General features: G+C 72.9%; 19 protein-coding genes. 7 read left to right on the top strand and 12 right to left on the bottom strand.

What is annotated here, in order from left to right:
- Positions 1-13 precede the first annotated feature (13 nt).
- The gene (gene glpX / locus KBX06_RS15405) at positions 14-1,045 is read left to right on the top strand and encodes a class II fructose-bisphosphatase (RefSeq protein WP_210835308.1); all 1,032 of its coding nucleotides are present in this window, start codon (positions 14-16) and stop codon (positions 1,043-1,045) included.
- Entirely contained in the window at positions 1,042-2,022 is a 981-nt protein-coding gene (locus KBX06_RS15400) for a DMT family transporter (protein ID WP_210835307.1), read from the top strand. Before glpX ends, KBX06_RS15400 begins: the two co-directional genes overlap by 4 nt.
- 25 nt (positions 2,023-2,047) lie before the next feature.
- On the opposite strand, the gene KBX06_RS15395 is transcribed toward KBX06_RS15400, so the two are convergent.
- The 6 genes from KBX06_RS15395 to KBX06_RS15370 all read right to left on the bottom strand — a co-directional run bounded on the left by KBX06_RS15395 (position 2,048) and on the right by KBX06_RS15370 (position 7,383).
- Positions 2,048-3,016, bottom strand: coding sequence for an NAD(P)/FAD-dependent oxidoreductase (locus KBX06_RS15395; protein ID WP_210835306.1), 969 nt, complete (start codon positions 3,014-3,016; stop codon positions 2,048-2,050).
- Between the two features lie 114 nt (positions 3,017-3,130).
- The gene (locus tag KBX06_RS15390) at positions 3,131-3,784 is read right to left on the bottom strand and encodes a rhomboid family intramembrane serine protease (RefSeq protein WP_210835305.1); all 654 of its coding nucleotides are present in this window, start codon (positions 3,782-3,784) and stop codon (positions 3,131-3,133) included.
- 113 nt (positions 3,785-3,897) lie between these two features.
- The gene (locus KBX06_RS15385) at positions 3,898-4,596 is read right to left on the bottom strand and encodes a lytic transglycosylase domain-containing protein (protein ID WP_210835304.1); all 699 of its coding nucleotides are present in this window, start codon (positions 4,594-4,596) and stop codon (positions 3,898-3,900) included.
- A gap of 276 nt (positions 4,597-4,872) precedes the next feature.
- Positions 4,873-6,288, bottom strand: a complete 1,416-nt coding sequence (locus KBX06_RS15380; RefSeq protein ID WP_210835301.1) for a PhoH family protein — start codon at positions 6,286-6,288, stop codon at positions 4,873-4,875.
- A gap of 380 nt (positions 6,289-6,668) precedes the next feature.
- Complete coding sequence (locus tag KBX06_RS15375) at positions 6,669-7,007, bottom strand: hypothetical protein (protein ID WP_210835300.1); 339 nt, start codon at positions 7,005-7,007, stop codon at positions 6,669-6,671.
- A 31-nt stretch (positions 7,008-7,038) separates the two neighbouring features.
- Positions 7,039-7,383, bottom strand: coding sequence for a hypothetical protein (locus tag KBX06_RS15370; RefSeq protein ID WP_210835298.1), 345 nt, complete (start codon positions 7,381-7,383; stop codon positions 7,039-7,041).
- A 264-nt stretch (positions 7,384-7,647) separates the two neighbouring features.
- Here KBX06_RS15370 and KBX06_RS15365 point away from each other — a divergent pair, with 264 nt between their 5' ends.
- The 3 genes from KBX06_RS15365 to otsB all read left to right on the top strand — a co-directional run bounded on the left by KBX06_RS15365 (position 7,648) and on the right by otsB (position 9,532).
- Positions 7,648-8,088 (top strand): helix-turn-helix transcriptional regulator, encoded by a 441-nt coding sequence (locus tag KBX06_RS15365; RefSeq protein ID WP_210835296.1) that lies wholly within the window; start codon positions 7,648-7,650, stop codon positions 8,086-8,088.
- Positions 8,089-8,250: 162 nt separating this feature from the next.
- Positions 8,251-8,604, top strand: a complete 354-nt coding sequence (locus tag KBX06_RS15360; protein WP_210835294.1) for a hypothetical protein — start codon at positions 8,251-8,253, stop codon at positions 8,602-8,604.
- Between the two features lie 103 nt (positions 8,605-8,707).
- Positions 8,708-9,532, top strand: a complete 825-nt coding sequence (gene otsB, locus KBX06_RS15355; RefSeq protein ID WP_210835293.1) for a trehalose-phosphatase — start codon at positions 8,708-8,710, stop codon at positions 9,530-9,532.
- Between the two features lie 98 nt (positions 9,533-9,630).
- On the opposite strand, the gene KBX06_RS15350 is transcribed toward otsB, so the two are convergent.
- From KBX06_RS15350 to KBX06_RS15335, 4 genes are all read right to left on the bottom strand, one after another.
- On the bottom strand, positions 9,631-10,401 hold the full coding sequence (locus KBX06_RS15350) for an isoprenyl transferase (protein ID WP_210835289.1): 771 nt from the start codon (positions 10,399-10,401) through the stop codon (positions 9,631-9,633).
- A 31-nt stretch (positions 10,402-10,432) separates the two neighbouring features.
- Positions 10,433-11,617 carry a geranylgeranyl reductase family protein gene (locus tag KBX06_RS15345; RefSeq protein ID WP_210835287.1) on the bottom strand — a complete coding sequence of 395 codons (1,185 nt, stop codon included), beginning with the start codon at positions 11,615-11,617 and terminating at the stop codon, positions 10,433-10,435.
- Between the two features lie 679 nt (positions 11,618-12,296).
- A complete protein-coding gene (locus tag KBX06_RS15340) occupies positions 12,297-13,193 on the bottom strand; it encodes a hypothetical protein (RefSeq protein WP_210835285.1) in 897 nt (298 codons plus the stop codon).
- A gap of 43 nt (positions 13,194-13,236) precedes the next feature.
- The gene (locus KBX06_RS15335) at positions 13,237-15,078 is read right to left on the bottom strand and encodes a phosphoenolpyruvate carboxykinase (GTP) (protein ID WP_210835283.1); all 1,842 of its coding nucleotides are present in this window, start codon (positions 15,076-15,078) and stop codon (positions 13,237-13,239) included.
- 385 nt (positions 15,079-15,463) lie between these two features.
- Here KBX06_RS15335 and KBX06_RS15330 point away from each other — a divergent pair, with 385 nt between their 5' ends.
- Positions 15,464-16,009 (top strand): GtrA family protein, encoded by a 546-nt coding sequence (locus KBX06_RS15330; protein ID WP_210835281.1) that lies wholly within the window; start codon positions 15,464-15,466, stop codon positions 16,007-16,009.
- Between the two features lie 65 nt (positions 16,010-16,074).
- Positions 16,075-16,824, top strand: a complete 750-nt coding sequence (locus KBX06_RS15325) for a GtrA family protein (protein WP_210835280.1) — start codon at positions 16,075-16,077, stop codon at positions 16,822-16,824.
- A gap of 31 nt (positions 16,825-16,855) precedes the next feature.
- Here the strand turns inward: KBX06_RS15325 and KBX06_RS15320 are convergent, their stop codons facing one another.
- Positions 16,856-17,428: a PH domain-containing protein gene (locus KBX06_RS15320; RefSeq protein ID WP_210835278.1), complete on the bottom strand. Its 573-nt coding sequence runs from the start codon at positions 17,426-17,428 to the stop codon at positions 16,856-16,858.
- An 89-nt stretch (positions 17,429-17,517) separates the two neighbouring features.
- Positions 17,518-18,393 carry a biotin--[acetyl-CoA-carboxylase] ligase gene (locus KBX06_RS15315; RefSeq protein ID WP_210835276.1) on the bottom strand — a complete coding sequence of 292 codons (876 nt, stop codon included), beginning with the start codon at positions 18,391-18,393 and terminating at the stop codon, positions 17,518-17,520.
- Positions 18,394-18,473 lie beyond the last annotated feature (80 nt).

The raw sequence follows: 18,473 nt of genomic DNA, 5'->3' as shown, positions 1-18,473 counted from the left end.
AGGAGGAGCCGTCATGACGAACACCAGGACCCGGATCCCGCAGGATCTCGACCGCAACCTCGCCCTCGACCTGGTCCGGGTCACCGAGGCCGCCGCGATGGCCGCCGGGCGCTGGGTCGGCCGGGGCGACAAGGAGGGCGGCGACGGAGCCGCCGTCGACGCGATGCGCAAGCTGATCAACTCGATCCCCATGCGGGGCGTCGTGGTGATCGGTGAGGGTGAGAAGGACAACGCGCCGATGCTCTTCAACGGCGAGGAGGTCGGCGACGGCACCGGCCCGGAGGTGGACGTCGCGGTCGACCCGGTCGACGGCACCACGCTGATGAGCAAGGGCATGCCGAACGCGGTGGCGGTGCTCGCCGTCTCCGAGCGGGGTGCGATGTTCGACCCGAGCGCGGTCTTCTACATGGAGAAGCTCGCCGTCGGACCGGCGTACGCCGACGTGGTGGACATCAACGCCGGGGTGGCCGAGAACCTGCGCCGCATCGCCAAGGTCAAGGGCACCGACGTCTCCGAGGTGACGGTCTGCGTGCTGGACCGCAGCCGCCACGACGACCTGGTCACGCAGATCCGGCGGGCCGGGGCGGGCATCCGGTTCATCTCCGACGGCGACATCGCCGGCTCCATCGCGGCAGCCCGGGGCGAGTCCGACGTCGACGTGCTGATGGGCATCGGCGGCACCCCCGAGGGCATCATCTCCGCGTGCGCGCTGAAGTGCATGGGCGGGGCGATGCAGGCCAAGCTCTGGCCGCGCGACGCCGAGGAGCGGGAGAAGGCGCTCGCCGCCGGGCACGACCTGGACCGGGTGCTCAGCACCGACGACCTCGTCACCGGCGACAACTGCTTCTTCGTGGCCACCGGCGTCACCTCCGGCGACCTGCTGCGCGGCGTCCGCTACCGGGCCGGCGGCGCGTACACGCAGTCGATCGTCATGCGCTCGAAGAGCGGCACGATCCGGGTCATCGACTCGTACCACCGGCTGGAGAAGCTCGCGCTCTACTCGGCGGTCGACTTCGACGGCCGCCCGCTGGCCGAGCAGGAGTGAGCGTCGCCGGGACGCTGGCCCCGCCGGCTCTGCCGGCGGCCCGCCGGATCACCGGCGTGGGCCTCGCGGTCGCCTCCGGGCTGGCCGTGGCCGTGCAGTCCCGGATCAACGGCGAGTTGGGCGTACGCCTGGCCGACGGCATCGCCGCCGCGGTCGTCTCGTTCGGCCTCGGCCTGCTGGTGCTGGTGGTGCTGGTCCCCGCCACCCCGCGTGGGCGGCGGGGGCTGGTCGCCCTGCGCGGCGCGCTCACCGACGGCACGTTGCGGCCGTGGCAGTGCCTCGGCGGGGTGTGCGGGGCGTTCCTGGTCGCCGCCCAGGGGCTGACCATCGGCACCCTCGGTGTGGCGGTCTTCACGGTCGCGGTGGTGGCCGGCCAGTCCGGCAGCAGCCTGGCCGTCGACCGGGCCGGGGTCGGCCCGAGCGGCCCTCAGCCGGTCACCGGCCGGCGGCTGGCCGGTGCGGCGCTGACCGTGGTCGCGGTCCTGCTGGCCGTCGGCGACCGGCTCGGCGACCCCGGCACCCTCGGGCTGGCCCTGCTGCCGCTGCTCGCCGGGGTGGGCATCGCCTGGCAGCAGGCCGTCAACGGCCGGGTACGGATGGCCTCCGGTAGCGTGCTGACCGCCACGCTGGTCAACTTCACCGTCGGCACGGCGGCCCTGCTGGTCGCCTTCGCCGTGGACCTCGCCGTGCGCGGCTGGCCGGCGGGCGGCGCACCGGCCGAACCGTGGCTCTACCTGGGCGGGCCGATCGGGATCGTGTTCATCGCGGTCGCCGCGGCGATCGTCCGGTTCACCGGCGTGCTGCTGCTCGGCCTGGCCACCATCGCCGGGCAGATCGTCGGCGCCGTACTGCTGGACCTGCTGCTGCCCACGGCGGCCTCCCGCCCGGGCCCCGTCACCCTGCTCGGCGCGGCGCTGACCCTGGCCGCGGTCGGAGTCGCCGCCCTCGCGCCGACCGCGCCCCGCCCCGGCCGCTGACACCCCGGCAACCGGGACCGGTGCGTCAGGTGCCGTCGGACGAGTGCCCGGGGAACAGGTGCGCGCTCGGGTCGATGGCCACCGCCGCGTTGTTGACCGCCGTGGCGGCCTCGCCGAAGCCGGTCGCGATCAGCCGCACCTTGCCCGGGTACTCGGTGATGTCGCCCGCCGCGAAGACCCGGGGCAGGTTCGTCGCCATCGCGCTGTCGACGACGATGTGCCGGCGGTCCAGCCGCAGCCCCCACTCGGTCAGCGGGCCGAGGTCGGCGGTGAAGCCGAGGGCGGCCACCACCGTGTCCACGGGCAGCAGCTCCGCCGCGCCGCCGCGTACGGTGATCTCGGCGCCGGTTACCGCGCCGTCGCCGTGCAGCCTGGTCACCTCGGCGTTGACGATCACGCGCACCGGCAGGCCCAGCACCCTGGCGACGGTGGCCGCGTGCGCCCGGAACTTCTCCCGCCGGTGCACCACGGTCACCGAGCGGGCCAGCGGCTGGAGCGTCGAGGCCCAGTCGAACGCGGAGTCGCCGCCGCCGACGATCAGCACGTCCCGATCGGCAAGCTCCGTCGGCCGGGGCACGAAGTAGACGATCCCGGTGCCGGCGAAGTGCTCGGCCGCCGGCAGCGGGCGGGGCGTGAAGCTGCCCAGCCCGCCGGTGACGATCACCGCCCCGCACCGCAGCTGCCCGCCCCCGGCGAGGCCGAGCACCGGCTGCCCCTCGGCGTACGAGAGCTTCTCGGCGCGGATGCCGAGCAGGTAGCACGGGTCGAAGGGAGCGGCCTGGGCGACGAGGTTGGCCACCAGGTCCCGCCCCTTGACCGCCGGGAGGCCGGCCACGTCGTGGATCAGCTTCTCCGGGTACATGGCGGTGATCTGGCCGCCCGGCTCGGGCAGCGCGTCGACGACCGCGACGGACAGCCCACGGAACCCGGCGTAGTACGCCGCGAACAGCCCGCTGGGGCCGGCCCCGATCACCGCGACATCGACCTCGCGCATGGGCGTACCGTCGCTTTCCGCTCACGGATCAACGCGTGCTGATCCCGACGGTAGGGCCGACGGTGCGCCCGGGCAAGCACGTCCCACGGGTGGCCGACGCCGGCGCGTCGGCGTTCAGGGCATGGTGAGCGTGGACTCCGAGCGGTGGGGACCGCCCAGGTCGCCCCGGCGGCGCCGGAAGATGATCGCGGCCACCACCCCGCCGAGCAGCCCGAACAGGTGGCCCTGCCAGGAGATCCGCTCGTCCGTGGGGAGGATGCCGACCAGCTGCCAGCCGTAGAGCAGGCCGACCAGCAGGAAGACGGCGAAGTTCCACCAGCTGCGTTCGACGATGCCCCGGGTCAGCAGGATGCCGAGGTAGCCGAAGATGACCCCGCTCGCGCCGACCACCACGGAGGTGGACGAGCCGGTGAACCACACTCCCAGCCCGCTGACCAGGATGATGACGAGCGTCGACCAGAGGAAGCGGCGGGCGCCGGCGGCGAGCACGAAGGTGCCGAGCAGGATCAGCGGGATGCTGTTGCTGTAGAGGTGGTCGAAGCCGTGGTGCAGGAACGGCGAGAAGAAGACCCCGTCGAGCCCGTCGATGCGCTTGGGGATGATGCCGGCGGTGGCGTCGAGGCCGGCCGCGAGCCCCTGGTCGAGGGCCTCGATGAGGAACAGGAACGGCACCACCGCGCACATGGCGACGAAGGCCCGGCCGAGCGCGGCGTAGAACGCCTCGGTGCCGAACCGGTGCGGGTCGCCGCTCGACGGGTGCAGGGTCACCCGTCAAGAGCTATCAGGTGTCGGGCGAAGCCGCCACTTCTGCGGCGATCCGTACCCGCAACGAAGAGGGCGGGATGTGTGGACGCCCACACATCCCGCCCTCCGGGCGTCGGTCAGTACCAGCCCACGTCCTGGGAGTGCGCCCAGGCCTTGCAGGGCGAACCGTAGCGGCCCTCGATGTAGCCGAGGCCCCACTTGATCTGGGTCGTCGGATTGGTCTGCCAGTCGCCGGCGACGGAGCCCATCTTGCTGCCGGGCAGCGCCTGCGGGATGCCGTACGCCCCGGACGAGGGGTTGCGGGCCTTGTGGTTCCAGCCGCTCTCCTTGTCCCAGAGCTTGTTCAGGCAGGGGAACTGGTCCATCCCGAAGCCCGCCCTGACCATCAGCGCGCAGCCGACCTCGCGGTTGCCGCTGAACTCGGCGCAGGACGCCGGAATCGGCCCGTCGTACGGCTTGCTCTCGGCGGCCTTCTCGGCTGCGGCCTTGGCGGCTGCCTCGCGCGCCTTCTTGCGCGACGCGGCGGCGGCCTCGGCCTCGCGGGCGCGCTTGGCGGCTTCCTTGGCCGCGGCGGCGGCGCGCAGCTTCGCCTGGTACTCGGCGGCGCGCTGCTTCGCGGACTGCACCTGGTGGCTGGCCTGCCGCTCGTGCTGGTGCTCGAACTCGGCCTGCTCGGCGGCGACGCCGACCTGCGTGGTCAGGCCCTGCTGCTGACTCTGTCGGTCGTCACCCAGGTAGACGCCGCCAGCGACGCCCACGGAGAGCAACGCGACAGCGGCCGTACGGGCGGCGAACCGGCTCCACAGCCGACTCACGAAGTGGTCCCTTCGTCGGGTGCAAGGACGCGGCGCGGCGGCGGCACCCCGGGGTGGGATGCGTCCGCGTCGCGAGCGCCCCGACCCGGTGCCGGTCGCAGCCGACGTACCCGGTGGATGCTGGCGCGTCCTGTGACGAACGATCACCAACGATCTTCTCGGTACGTGGGCGCTCGTGGGACACCATCGCGCACGGTGGGACGCATGGGAAACCAAGAGCCTTGATTGTGATCTGCGTCACAAGAAGAATGCGGACAAACCCCTACATATCCACCGTCATTGCGGGATGTCCTCCAGCAGATCCGTCACCATCGCGGCGATCGGCGAACGCTCCGAACGGCTGAGGGTGACGTGGGCGAAGAGCGGATGGCCCTTGAGCGCCTCGATCACCGCGGTCACGCCGTCGTGCCGCCCGACGCGGAGATTGTCCCGCTGGGCGACGTCGTGGGTGAGCACCACCCGGGAGCCCTGGCCGATCCGGGAGAGCACCGTGAGCAGCACGCCCCGCTCCAGCGACTGCGCCTCGTCCACGATCACGAAGGCGTCGTGCAGGCTGCGGCCCCGGATGTGCGTCAGCGGCAGCACCTCCAGCAGACCCCGCGAGGTGACCTCCTCCAACACGTTCTCGTGCACCACCGCGCCCAGGGTGTCGAAGACCGCCTGCGCCCAGGGCGACATCTTCTCCGACTCCGAGCCGGGCAGATAGCCCAGCTCCTGGCCACCGACGGCGTAGAGCGGGCGGAAGACGACCACCTTCTTGTGCCGGCGGCGCTCCATCACCGCCTCCAACCCGGCGCAGAGGGCCAACGCCGACTTGCCGGTGCCGGCCCGCCCGCCCAGCGACACGATGCCGACCGACTCGTCCAGCAGCAGGTCGAGCGCGATGCGCTGCTCGGCCGAGCGGCCGTGCAGCCCGAACGCCTCCCGGTCGCCGCGGACCAGCCGTACGGTCTTGTCCGGCAGCACCCGGCCGAGGGCCGACCCCCGGGCCGAGTGCAGCACCAGGCCGGTGTGGCACGGCAGCCCGGCGGCGGCGTCCAGGTCGAGCGCCTCGCCGGCGTAGAGCCGCCCGATCTGCTCCTCGGCGAGTTCCAGTTCGGCCATCCCGGTCCAGGTGGGGTCGCTGGCCTGGCCGTGCCGGTACTCGTCCGCCCGCAGGCCCACCGAGGCGGCCTTGACCCGCAGCGGCATGTCCTTGCTGACCAGGGTCACCTCCCGCCCCTCGGCGGCGAGGTTCAGCGCGACGGAGAGGATCCTGGTGTCGTTGGAGTCGGTGCGGAACCCCGGCGGCAGGACGCCGTCGTCGGAGTGGTTGAGCTCCACCCGCAGCGTGCCGCCGGAGTCGTTGGCGGGCACCGGCCGGTCCAGCCGCCCGTACCGGACCCGCAGCTCGTCCAGCATGCGCAGGGACTGCCGGGCGAACCAGCCCAGCTCCGGGTGGTGTCGCTTGCCCTCCAGCTCGGAGATGACCACGAGGGGCAGGACCACCTCGTGCTCGGCGAAGCGGTGGAAGGCCGCGGGGTCGGACAGGAGCACCGAGGTGTCCAGGACGAATGCCTGGCCCGCTGGTCGGGGCTCCTCGTTGCCGACCGGAGCGGCGGACGCGCTGCGGCGGCTCCGGGTGGCGCGGCGGGTCGTGGCAGTCGCGGCCGGGGTCTGGTCGGTCCCGGCGGGCGTACGGCGAGTCGTCACAGGCCTGCTCCGACGGATGGGCATCCGCCACCCGCGTTCCGCCTCCTCCGGTGCCCGGGGACACGGGGTCGGATGCGGAACCCCGTGCGCGAGGTCGCAGATCCGGGCGGACCGGCTGGCCCGGGAGAACCCCGCGCCATGCCTAGACGCTAGCGGCGTCGGACCCCGTGGGCTAGAGGGCGACGGTGGATCTCCGGGGACCGGCGGGTGAACTCAGCCGGCGGCGGAACCGGCCGGGATGCATGCCCCCTGCGCGCATCCCGGCCGGTGGGACCACCGTCACCGGTCTGACGTGGTCCCGACGGTGCGTGTCCGCCGCGGACGACGCACCGTGTCCGGATTCCGGTCGACGAGGCCTCGGGCTCCCCGTCGACCGGGACTCAACCTGTCCGCCGGACCAGGGTGCCGGTCGGGTGCCGCCCGACGACCGGGGCGACCGGCGTCGCGAACGACGAGCCGGTGTACGTGGTGCCGGGCCGGGCCACCGTGCCGGTGACCCGGGCGGCGGTGACGGGCGACGGGCCGGCCAGGGCGGAGGCGATGGCGGCCTGGGCGTCGCGGCGACGCCGGTTCCAGGCCCCCCGGTCGCCGTCGAAGTAGCCCTGCCGGTAGCCGAACCGGTAGCCGATCCGGTAGCTGAGCTGCCCGTGCAGCCGCCCGGCCGCGTAGCTCGTGGCGCCGAGGACGAGGACGAGGAAGACGGCGAGGAAGGGGCTCATCCGGCGGCTCCGGTGCGCCACGGGTCCCGGGTCATCGCTCCTCCGGCTCGGTCGGCGTGGGCTCGGCGACGAGGAGGCGGTCCAGGTCGTCGGTGCTGACCTCCTCGACCAGCTCGACGCTGATCCGGCAGCCGTCCAGGACGACCTCGGCCACCGAGGAGCGGCGGATCTCCCCGCCGGCGTCGTACACCCGGACGCTGACCTCGGGGCAGCCGAGGTGGGTCCGCCAGGCGTCCCACTCGGTGCGGTCGCCGACGCTGATCGACAGGTAACGGCAGCCTCGGGCGAGGTAGAGCCGCCATGGCGCGCTCAGGCCCGTGGCCACCCCCTCCGCGACCAGGCCGAAGGCCTGGGCACGGGTGGCTAGCTCGGTCACCACACCCCCCTCGCGCCGGGGGCGTGACGCATGTGAGCACTGATCGTCTCATGCACGTGACACACCGTAGATTGTCCCATGGACGTGACAGTATCAGCTTTTCGTCCGGTTCCGACGACCTCTACGGGCAGCTATTCTGCCCAGGTGGCGCCCCTCAGAAGCGGTGCCTGGTCGGTTACCGGCACCTCGACGACTGCGTCACGTCCGCGTGACAACAGCGCGCCAGGACACGCACCGGTGGCCGGATGGTCGTACCGTCACCGGGTGACCGAGACGGCCAACGCACGGAAGATCGCCTTCGCCACCTTCGTCCGGCGGGCGCTCGACGAGGCCCGGGCCACCCGGGCGTGGAGCGGCACCGAGGTGTCCCGTCGCACCGGCGTCTCCCGGCAGACCATCAACCGCTGGGTCCGCGGCGACTGGGCGAGCGACCCGGAGGCCGAGCGCGTGGTCGCGTTCTGCGAGGGCCTCGGGCTCAGCCCCGCCACCGCCTTCGCCGCGCTGGGCTGGGAGCGGACGACCGGCCCGCGCAGCGCCCCGATCCCGCCGCCGATGGACCCGGACGTGGAGGCGCTGCTGCGTCGGCTCGTGGACCCCGACGTCTCCGACGCGGAGAAGTTCCACATCCGGGAAACCATCAGATACCTCGCGTACCGCCCCACCCTGCCGGTCGATGTCCGAAAACGAGGGAAACAGGCCGGCTAGTTCCTCAGATGGCGAAAGAACGGCAGGTCAGACTCATTCGTTTCGCTCCGGGGCCGGAACGGGCGCGCTAGCGTCCGTATTCGTACTGCTTGGGCTCGTCGTCGGCGGGGGGACGGGACAAGGCCGAACCCAGCCCTGCGGGACAGAAGGAGGGGTCTGTCCATGACCCTGAAGTGGATGGCAGTCGTTGTCGCGACCGTGTCGCTGACACTGGGCGTGACCGGAAACGTGGTGACCCTGGCGGTCAACGGTGGGCAGCTTCCCCTGCTCGTCAACCTCCTCGCGCTCACCTCCGCCGGTACCGCGGTCGTCCTGGCCGTGGTCGCCGAGCTGCACGACCGGCTCGACAACCGGGTCAGCGCCCTGACCGACTTCCTCGTCGGGCGGCTGAAGGAGATCGAGGAGCGCACCGGCGACCGCAACAGCGGCTTCGTCGAGGGCTACCTGCTCAGCCACGGCCAGGAGGCCGCCGTCGTGCCGTTCGGCCGGCGGGGACGGGGGGCGGCCGAACGCTGACCGTCGGCCCGCCGCGCACCGACCGCACCGCCTCCGGCGCGCCGGTCGGTGGTCACCACTCGGCCGGGGATTGAGTCGCCCCGCCCGGGGTACGCTGTCGCGCGTGCCGCCGTTGAATCTGGGCAACCAGCAGCCGAGGATCCCGTTGGACGCCGACCAGGCCTGGCGGACGACCGCCGGGAGGTCGGCCGGAACCGTCCTCTTCTTCGACTTCGACGGCACCCTGGCGCCGGTCGACGACGATCCCACCGCCGTCCGTCCCGCTCCGAAGGTGCTGGCCGCGATCGAGGCGCTCGCCCCGGTCGTCCGGCGCGTCGCGATCGTCTCCGCGCGGCCGGTCGACTTCCTCCGCAACCACCTCGGCGGCCTGACCGGCGTCGACCTGTACGGCCTCTACGGCTTGGAGCACAGCCACTCCGGCGGCGAGACCGTGACGGAGCCGGCGGCCCTGCCCTGGGTGCCCACCATGGCCGAGGTGACCGAGCTGGCCCGGGCCGAGCTGCCCGAGGGCGCGCTGGTGGAGTACAAGCGGCTCTCCGTGGCGCTGCACTGGCGCACCGCGCCGCAGCTCGGCGCGGACGTGGAGCGGTGGGGCCGGGCCCAGGCCGAGCGGCTCGGGCTCAAGGTCCAGGCCGGGCGGATGGTGCTGGAGCTCAAGCCCCCGGTCGACCGCGACAAGGGCATGGTGATCGACGAGATCGTCCGGGACGCCGAGGGCGCCTGGTACTTCGGCGACGACGTCTCCGACATCAAGGCGTTCGCCGCGCTGCGGGCCCGGGCCGCCGCCGATCCCCACTTCTTCGGTGTCTGCGTCGCCGTCGCAAACCCGGAGACGGGTCGCGAGGTCGCGGAGGCCGCCGACCTGACCCTGGACTCCCCCGCCGCGCTCGGCGACTTCCTCACCGAGGCCACCCGACACCTCACCTGACGTGGTACCGGCCGGCCGTGGACGACCACGGCGACCTCCGGAGCGCACGGGGACGTGTCCCCCGTGCCGGCCGGCACGGGGGACGTGCAGCGGTTCGGTCAGGCGCCGTAGCGGCGTTGGCGGTTGGCGTAGGAACGCAGGGCGCGCAGGAAGTCGATGTGCCGGAAATCCGGCCAGTTGAGTTCGCAGAAGTAGAACTCCGAGTGCGCCGACTGCCACAGCATGAAGCCGGAGAGGCGCTGCTCGCCGCTGGTCCGGATGACCAGGTCGGGGTCTGGCTGGCCCCGGGTGTAGAGATGCTCGGCGATATGCTCGACGTCCAGCACCTCGGCCAACTCCTCGAGGGTGCCGCCGGAGGCGGCATGCTCCAGCAGCAGCGAGCGCACCGCGTCGGTGATCTCCCGCCGGCCGCCGTAGCCGACCGCGATGTTGACCTCGGCCCCGCCGCTGCGGTCCCGGGTGCGTTCCTCGGCGGCCTTCAGCGCGGCGGCGGTCGAGGCCGGGAGCAGGTCGAGCGCGCCGACCATCCGCAGCCGCCAGGGATTGCCCTCCTCGGCCAGCTCGACGACCAGGTCCTCGATGATCTGGAGCAGCGGGTCGAGTTCCTTGGCCGGCCGTCGCAGGTTGTCGGTCGCGAGCAGGTAGAGCGTGACGTGCCCGACGCCGGCCTGGTCGCACCAGCCCAGCACATGTTTGATCTTGGCAGCGCCGACCCGGTGCCCGTCGTTCGGATCGACGTAGCCCATCTCCCGGGCCCACCTGCGGTTACCGTCGCACATCACGCCGACGTGCCGGGGCACCGGCTTGCCCGCGAGCTTCGCCGTGAGGCGACGCTCGTACACCGAGTAGATCAGGTCCCGCAGAGTCATCACCTTGCAGCGTAGCGACCGGCGGGCCGGATCACCGCCTCGGAGTCCGCTCCCACGCCGACAGAGCCATGCCGATCATGCCCAGTGTGCGGGCGTCCAGCCGACCGTCGCCCAGCCCCAACTCGACCACCGTCCGGTACACCCGGTCGTCCCGGCGGGCCGCGCGGACCGCCGCGTCGACCACCTGCCGGTGTCGGGCCAGCCACGCCGCGAGCGAGCTGTGCCGTAGGTGGGTGCCCAGGCGACGGCGCAGCGTCGCCGCGTACCGCCGGGCGGCCTGCTCGGGTGCGCCGGCCGCCGCCGCGCCGGCGAGCGCGCCGGAGAGCAGCGCGTAGAAGATGCCCTCCCCGGTGAACGGGTTGATCAGGGAGAGCGCGTCGCCGGCGAGCAGCAGCCGGCCGTGCCCGGGGGCGGGCCGGTGCGTCGACAACGGCAGGTGGTGGGCCCGCAGGTCGGTGACCGTGGCCGGGTGGGTGCCGGGCAGCAGCTCGCCGAGCCGGTCGACCAGGTGCGCCCGGGTCAGCGGCTCGCCCCGCAGCACCTCCCCGTACCCGACGTTCGCCCGACCGTCCCCGATCGGGAACGACCAGGCGTACGCCGGCCAGCGCGGCGCCGAGGTGACGATGAGCTGTTCGGGCGGGCCGGGCAGCGCCGGGGCGTACCCCCGGATGGCGAGCGCCAGGTGCCGGTCGGGATTCGGCCGGTGCCCCAGCGCCCGCCGGAGGACGGACCCGGCGCCGTCCGCCCCGACCACCACCCGCGCCGCCAGCACGCCGTCGAGCACCACCCGGTCGGCCCGGACCTCGACGTGCCGCACCGTGTGCCGGCGCAGCCGCGCGCCGGCCGCGACCGCCGCCGCCACCAGCCGCGCGTCGAAGACCCTGCGGGGCACGGTGTACGCCGGCCGGGGCAGCGCCCGCGCCACCATGCCGCCGCCCGGCGCGACCAGCCGCAGCGCCGGCAGCGGCGCGTGCCCGGCCACCGCGTCGGGCACCCCCAGCTCGGCCAGTACGTCCAGCGCGTGCGCGGCGATGCCGTCCCCGCACGCCTTGTCCCGGGGAAAGTCGGACCGGTCCAGCAGCAGCACGCTCGCCCCCGCCCGCCGGGCCGCCAGCGCGGCGGCCGACCCCGCCGGACCGGCCCCGACCACCACAACGTCGAACTCGTCGTCGCCCACCGCGTCCCCTCCCACCGCCGGTCCGGCTTCTACGGTCATCCTGCCGGCGCGGAACCGCGCAGCGCCGAAACCCGCCCGGCACGTCGGCGCTGCCGTCCAGGTACCACCCGCCCCAGTGCTGCGGACCCCGCCGACGCGGCAGGCCCCCACCGGCGGCACGCCCTGCGCACCGGCGACACGCCCTCCGCACCGGCGGCACGCCTGCGCACCGGCGGCACGCCTGCGCATCGGCGGTACGCCTGCGCATCCGCGGCCCGGACCCGCGTCAGCCGCCGGAGGCGCATCAGCCAGCGGGAGGCGCATCAGCCGCGCGGAACCCTTCGGCGCCGCGTCCGCTCATCCGGCAGGAGCCGCTCTTGCCGTCGCGGCGACGCGGACGCCCAGGTGCGTGGACGCTGTCGAGCTGCCCGCACGGACGGGGCGGGGCGGAAACGGGGAGGGACCCACGCGGAGCAGGAGCGGCACCAAGCAGGAACGGCAGGCAACAGGAACGGCAGGCAGCGAGACCGGCAGGCAGCGAGACCGGCCCGGGCGGAGCAGCAGCGGCGCGGAGCAGGAGCGGGAGCGGGGTCGGTGGTTCGCTGGCGGTCCCATGGACGGGGCAGCTCGACAGCGCCCCGGGGAGGACCATCTCCGGGCTGGTGGAGACGACCTCCGGGCCTCCTGGCTGGGGCACCGAGATGGTGACCCAGCCGCACGCCGGCCCTGCGGCGGCCGGTCACCCCGCGCTGCTTCGAGGGTGACCGGCGACCCCCTGGGCCGGCCGAACGGCCCGTTCGGCGCGGGTGGCACGCCAGAGGCCGTAGAACGTCAGCGCGGCGGCGGCCACCAGCGGGCCGCCGTCACGGACCAGCCCGTCCGGGCCGAGCAGCCACCAGCACAGCGGCAGGTCGACGGCGAGCACGATCGCGGTGACGGCCACCAGCAGCGTGCGCGCCCAGCCCTTGCCGCGCATGAGGAAGGCGGTGCAGAAGAGCACCGCGTAGCTGGTCACGATCCCGGCGGCGAACCAGAACAGCACAGCGGGCACGGCGGTCAGCCGGTCGTCCAGCACGGCGCCGCCGGCGACCAGGGCCGGGACCAGCATGAGCGGGCTGTACGTGAACGCCGCGACCCGGCTGGTGAGCAGCCAACCACTGACCTCCGGCCGGCGGGGCGGGGTCTCCCGCCACGAGATGCCCTCGCGGTCGATGACCAGGCGGGGCCGGTGACGGACCAGGTGCCCGGACACCGCTGGCGAGCGGTAGAGCAGCCAGACCACGGCGGCACAGAGAACGGTGAGCAGGGCGAACCCGAGCAGCCCCGGCAGCGGCGGCACGCCCTGCCGGGGCACGATCAGCCGGCCGACCGCGAAGACCGTGGTCACCGCCAGGATCAGCCCGAACGGCCGGGCCACCGTCCGGCCCCGACGGACGTGCCCGATCAGCAGCAGGAAGCCGAGCGACCGGAGCATCGCCCAGCACGTCCGCACCGCCAGCCCGAAGCCCTGCTCCGGGGCGTACCACCAGTTGAGCAGCTCGACCACGACGGTGGCCGCCGCGGTCAGTGCGAGCAGCGTGGTCAGTGCCCGGACGGCGGACGGCCGCCGGACCTCGGTCGCGGCGGCCGTCCTCATGGGATCCGATGATGCCCGTTCCGGGCCTCGGTCACACCTGTCCTCAGCGCTGCGGCGCCGCGTCGAGCCGGGCACGCAGCGCGTCCAGCTCGGCCCAGAGCACGCCCGGCAGCTTGTCGCCGAACTTCTCGAACCACTCGGTGACCAGTGGAAGCTCGTCGCGCCACTCCTCCGGGTCGACCTTCAGCGCGATCCGGACGTCCTCCGGGGTCATGTCCAGGCCCTCGACGTCGAGCGCGTCCTGGGCCGGGACCATGCCGATCGGGGTCTCCACCGCCTCGGCACGCCCCTCGATCCGCTCGATGACCCACTTGAGCACCCGAGAGTTCTCGCCGAAGCCGGGCCAGAGGAAGTTGCCCTCCTGGTCCTTCCGGAACCAGTTGACGTAGTAGATCCTCGGCAGCTTGGACTCGTCGCCGTCGGTGCCCTTGCCCATCTCGATCCAGTGCCGGAAGTAGTCCCCGGCGTGGTAGCCGATGAACGGCAGCATCGCCATCGGGTCGCGCCGCACGACGCCGACCGCGCCGGAGGCGGCGGCGGTGGTCTCCGAGGAGAGCGTCGCGCCCATGTAGACGCCGTGCACCCAGTCGCGGGCCTCGGTCACCAGCGGGATGGTGTCCCGGCGGCGACCGCCGAAGAGGATCGCGTCGATCGGCACGCCGTTCGGGTCGAAGTAGTCCTCAGCGAGGATCGGGCACTGGGTGATCGGGGTGCAGAACCGGCTGTTCGCGTGCGAGGAGAGGCCTTCGCTCTCCGGCGTCCAGTCGCCGCCCTTCCAGTCGACCAGGTGCGCCGGCGGCTCGCCCATGCCCTCCCACCAGATGTCCCCGTCGTCGGTCAGGGCCACGTTGGTGAAGATGGAGTTGCCGCGGTCCAGCGTCCGCATGGCGTTGGCGTTGGTCTTCCAGTCGGTGCCGGGGGCGACGCCGAAGAGGCCGTACTCGGGGTTGACCGCGTAGAGGCGGCCGTCCGGGCCGAAGCGCATCCAGGCGATGTCGTCGCCGATGGTCTCGACCTTCCAGCCCGGGATGGTCGGCTCCAACATCGCCAGGTTGGTCTTGCCGCAGGCCGACGGGAAGGCCCCGGCGACGTGGTAGACCTTCCCCTCGGGCGAGGTGATCTTGAGGATGAGCATGTGCTCGGCGAGCCAGCCCTCGTCGCGGCCCATCACGCTGGCGATCCGCAACGAGTAGCACTTCTTCCCGAGCAGCGAGTTGCCGCCGTAACCGGAGCCGAAGGACCAGATCTCCCGGGTCTCCGGGAAGTGCGAGATGTACTTCGTCTCGTTGCACGGCCACGCCACGTCCTGCTGGCCAGGGGCGAGCGGGGCGCCGATGGAGTGCAGCGCGTGGACGAAGTCCGCGTCGTCGCCCATGGCCTCCAGGACCTTTGCGCCCATCCGGGTCATGATGCGCATGGAGGCGACCACGTAGGGGCTGTCGGTGATCTCGACGCCGAACATGGGGCTCTCCGCCTCCACCGGGCCCATGCAGAACGGGATGACGTACATGGTGCGCCCACGCATGCAACCGCGGTACAGCTCCGTCATCGTCCGCTTCATCTCGGCCGGCGCCATCCAGTTGTTGGTGGGGCCGGCGTCCGCCTCGTCGACGGAGCAGATGAAGGTGCGCTCCTCGACCCGGGCGACGTCCGTCGGGTCGGTGCGGGCATAGAACGAGTTGGGCTTCTTCTCGGGGTTGAGTCGGATCAGGGTGCCGGCCTCGACCAGCTCGTCGGTGAGGCGACGCCACTCCTCGTCGGACCCGTCCACCCAGACGACACGGTCGGGGGTGGTCAGTTCAGCGACCTCACGGACCCAGGCGAGCAGTTTGGGGTGGGACGTCGGGGCCTGATCGATACCCCGAACGGTAGCCGGAGCAACCATGACACATCTCCTTGGTGGTCGACGCTGACCGATCTATGGGATGCACGAGTCGTGACGGCGCGATGCGTCGCCTTCGTGGAAACCTGGGATTGGCCTCAGCGTAAACCGGGCGAGGTCACCAGTCAGTGGGACTGGTTGTGAAGAACTGCACAAGGTGCGGTCACGCTGCGGCATCACGAGCTAATACCCGCTTTCACGCGCAGTTTCACGCAAATGCTCAGGTGAAACCTCACCCGCCCGGCCGGCGCGACCCGTCGACCGAACCCCACCGAACCCGCCCTACCGCACCCTCGAACTCGTTACGCTCTGTCCACAGGCACACACCCGGACAGGCGGTCCGCCGTTGCTACCCGTGCGGGGTGCCCCCAGCCGGTAGGCTCGCGTCGTGGCCGCGACGACGACCGGGGAGCCCGGCTCCCGGCAGACCCGCCCAGGTCTGGTCCACTCGCTGGTGGAGCGTTTCGGCCACCTCGTCCGCGAGCTGAGCAAGTTCGCCACCGTGGGCGGGGTCGCCTTCCTGATCGACTTCGCGCTCTTCAACTACCTGACGAGGTTCCAGGGCGTCGAACAGGTCACCGCGAAGACGATCTCGACGGTGATCGCGGCGTCCGTCGCGTTCGTCGGCAACCGGTTCTGGACGTGGCGGCACCGCAAGCGCTCCCACCCGGCCCGCGAGTACGCGCTGTTCTTCTTCTTCAACGGCGTCGGCCTGGGGATCGCCGTGGCCTGCCTGGCGGTCAGCCGCTACGGCCTGGGCAGCATCTGGCCGGCGGTGTTCCAGACCCCGCTGGCGGACAACATCGCCAGCTTCGTCGTCGGGACGGGGCTCGGCACGCTGTTCCGCTTCTGGTCCTACCGACGGTTCGTCTTCGTCGAAGCGGGAACTCCGCAGGTTCCGGAAGAGAAGCACGACCGAGACCACGGGGCGTGACCCTGCCGCCCACCTCGTCCCGGCCGGAGCCTGCCGGCCCCGCCCACTGCCCTAAGGTGTTCCGCATGCGTCTTGTCCGTCTGCTGCCTGAGCGCTGGCAGAAGTTCATCCGCGAGGCGCTCAAGTTCGGTGTCGTCGGCGGCGTCAACACCGTAATCAATTACGCCGTGTTCAACGCGCTCGCACTGACCGTTTTCGTCGACGGGCAACTGAAGGCGACGGTCATCGCGACCGTGGTGGCGACGATCACGTCGTATCTGATGAATCGTCACTGGACGTACCGCGATCGTCCTAAATCAGCCATACGACGCGAGTACGTCCTCTTCTTCCTTTTCAACGGGGCCGGCCTGCTCATCGAGCTGGGCGTCCTGGCCGCCGCCAAGTACGGGTTGGGTCTGACCAGCCTGCTGGCCCTCAACGTGGCCAAGACCGGCGGCGTGCTGCTGGCGACGCTGTTCCGCTTCTGGTCCTACCGGACGTTCGTCTTCCAGCCGGCGCCCGCCCACGCGGCCGAGACGTGGCACAGCATTCCGCGCGACGAGTGGGACACGATGGCCGAGATGGACCCGGTGGCCGAGATGGCCGAGTCGATCTCCGAGCTGGAGGAGTCCGAGCCGCCGCCGGGCGCCGGACGGCACGTCCCCCGCGTCGCGCCCGGCCCGAGCCCCGCGCCGGCCGCGGGCCCGGGGGCCCCGGTCCGGCAGGGGCGCCCCGCCCCGTTCGACGCCGACCTCGGCGGCTCGCTGGACCGGGAACTGGAAGCGGAACTGGCCGCCGAGCTCCAGGCGAGCACCCGCCGCCCGCCGCGCCGCTGACCCGCGCCGCCGACCCGGGCCGCCGCCGGTCTCAGGCGGTCGGGTCGCGCAGGGGTTTGCCGTCGTGCAGGTCCGCCAGGATGTCGCGCATCTCGGTGTCGCCGAGGGAGTGCTTGTCGTGGTGGGCCTCCACCAGCTCGTAGAGCCTGGTCTGGACCCGACCGACCTTCGGCACGTCGGGCAGGACGGACTGGCCGCGTTCGCCGGCGGACTCGATGGTCAGCGTCCCGCAACCGAGCAGTCGCTCCACGAACCGCTGGTTCATCGCGTGGTCGTTGATCCGGGTCAGCGGGATGTCCCGCCGGTCGCGGGAGAGCACCCCCTGCTGGAGCAGCACCCGCTCGTCGGTGAAGAGGTAGTGGGTGCTCCGCCAGACCAGGAACGGCCACAGCGCCAGCCACAGCACCGCCAGCAGGGCCAGGCCGCCGATGACGGCGAGCGCGATCGAGCCACCCCCGCCGGACGGCAGCAGGACCACACCGGCCACCACCGCCGCGACGGCGAGCACGAGCACCGCGACCGGCCGGACCAGCGCCTTCCAGTGCGGGTGCAGGTGCAGCACGACGTGCTCGTCCTCGGTGAGCACGTCATCGGGGAACGCCACGGGAACCTCCTCGCAGAAACGGACGCGCTGACCGTAACCGCTCGCCTGCCCGCGGGGGATCAGCCGCGCGGCGGCCGTCCCCCCGGGAGTCAGCGGAGATGCAGGACGTCGCCGGCCGCGAGGGCTCGGGTGCCGGTGGGGGTGGCGACCAGGAGCTGACCGTCGGCGTCCACGCCGGTCGCCGTGCCGGTCACCTCCTCGCCGCCGGGCAACAGCACGCGTACCTGCCGGTCGATCGTCGCGCAGGCCGCCAGGTAGGCGTCGCGCAGGCCGCTGGCGACCGCGTCGCCGCCGGCCGCGCGCCACTCGGCGTACCAGTCGGCGATCCCGCGCAGCAGCGCCCGCAGCAGCGGATCCCGGTCGGTGGCCGCCGCGCCGGCCAGTTGCAGGGAGGTCGCCGGCAGCCCGGTCGGGTTCTCCGGCAACTCGTCGGCGCGCAGCGTGACGTTGAGGCCGACACCGAGCACGATCGCGGGCGGCCGGGCCGGTGCGGGTCCCGGCACCGCCTCGGCGAGGATGCCGGCGCACTTCGCGTCGCCGACGAGCAGGTCGTTCGGCCACTTCAGGCCCGCGTCCAGCTCGGCCAGCCGGGTCACCGTCTCGACCAGGGCGACGCCGGCGAGCAGCGGCAGCCAGCCGTACCCCGTCTGGGGTGCCGGCGGCCAGCCGCGCTCGGCGACGGCCTCCCCCGGGCGGAGCAGCACGCTGGTGGCGATGCCGGCCCGCGCCGGCGACTGCCAGGTCCGGCCGCGCCGGCCGCGCCCGGCGGCCTGCCGCTCCGCGACCACCACCAGGCCCTCCGGTTCGCCCGCCCGCGCCGCCTCGGCGACGTCCGCGTTGGTCGAGCCGGTCTCGACGCGCAGCTCCAGCCGGGTCCAGGGCCCGTGCGGGACGACCAGCGCCCGCCGCAACCGCGCCGCCGACAGCGGCGGGCGGTCCAGATCGGTGTACGGCGAGCCCGGCATCCCGTCAGCCTACGGCCAGCCTGCCGGGCCGACCGGGCCGGCTGAGGCGAACTGCACAGCGGCGGCGGCCTGAACCATCG

It is taken from the genome of Micromonospora sp. C31 (assembly GCF_018070575.1).
In the GTDB taxonomy this organism is placed as follows: Bacteria; Actinomycetota; Actinomycetes; order Mycobacteriales; family Micromonosporaceae; genus Micromonospora.
The sequence above is the reverse complement of the archived record's forward strand: the minus strand, read 5'-3'. Positions and strand labels throughout refer to the sequence as shown.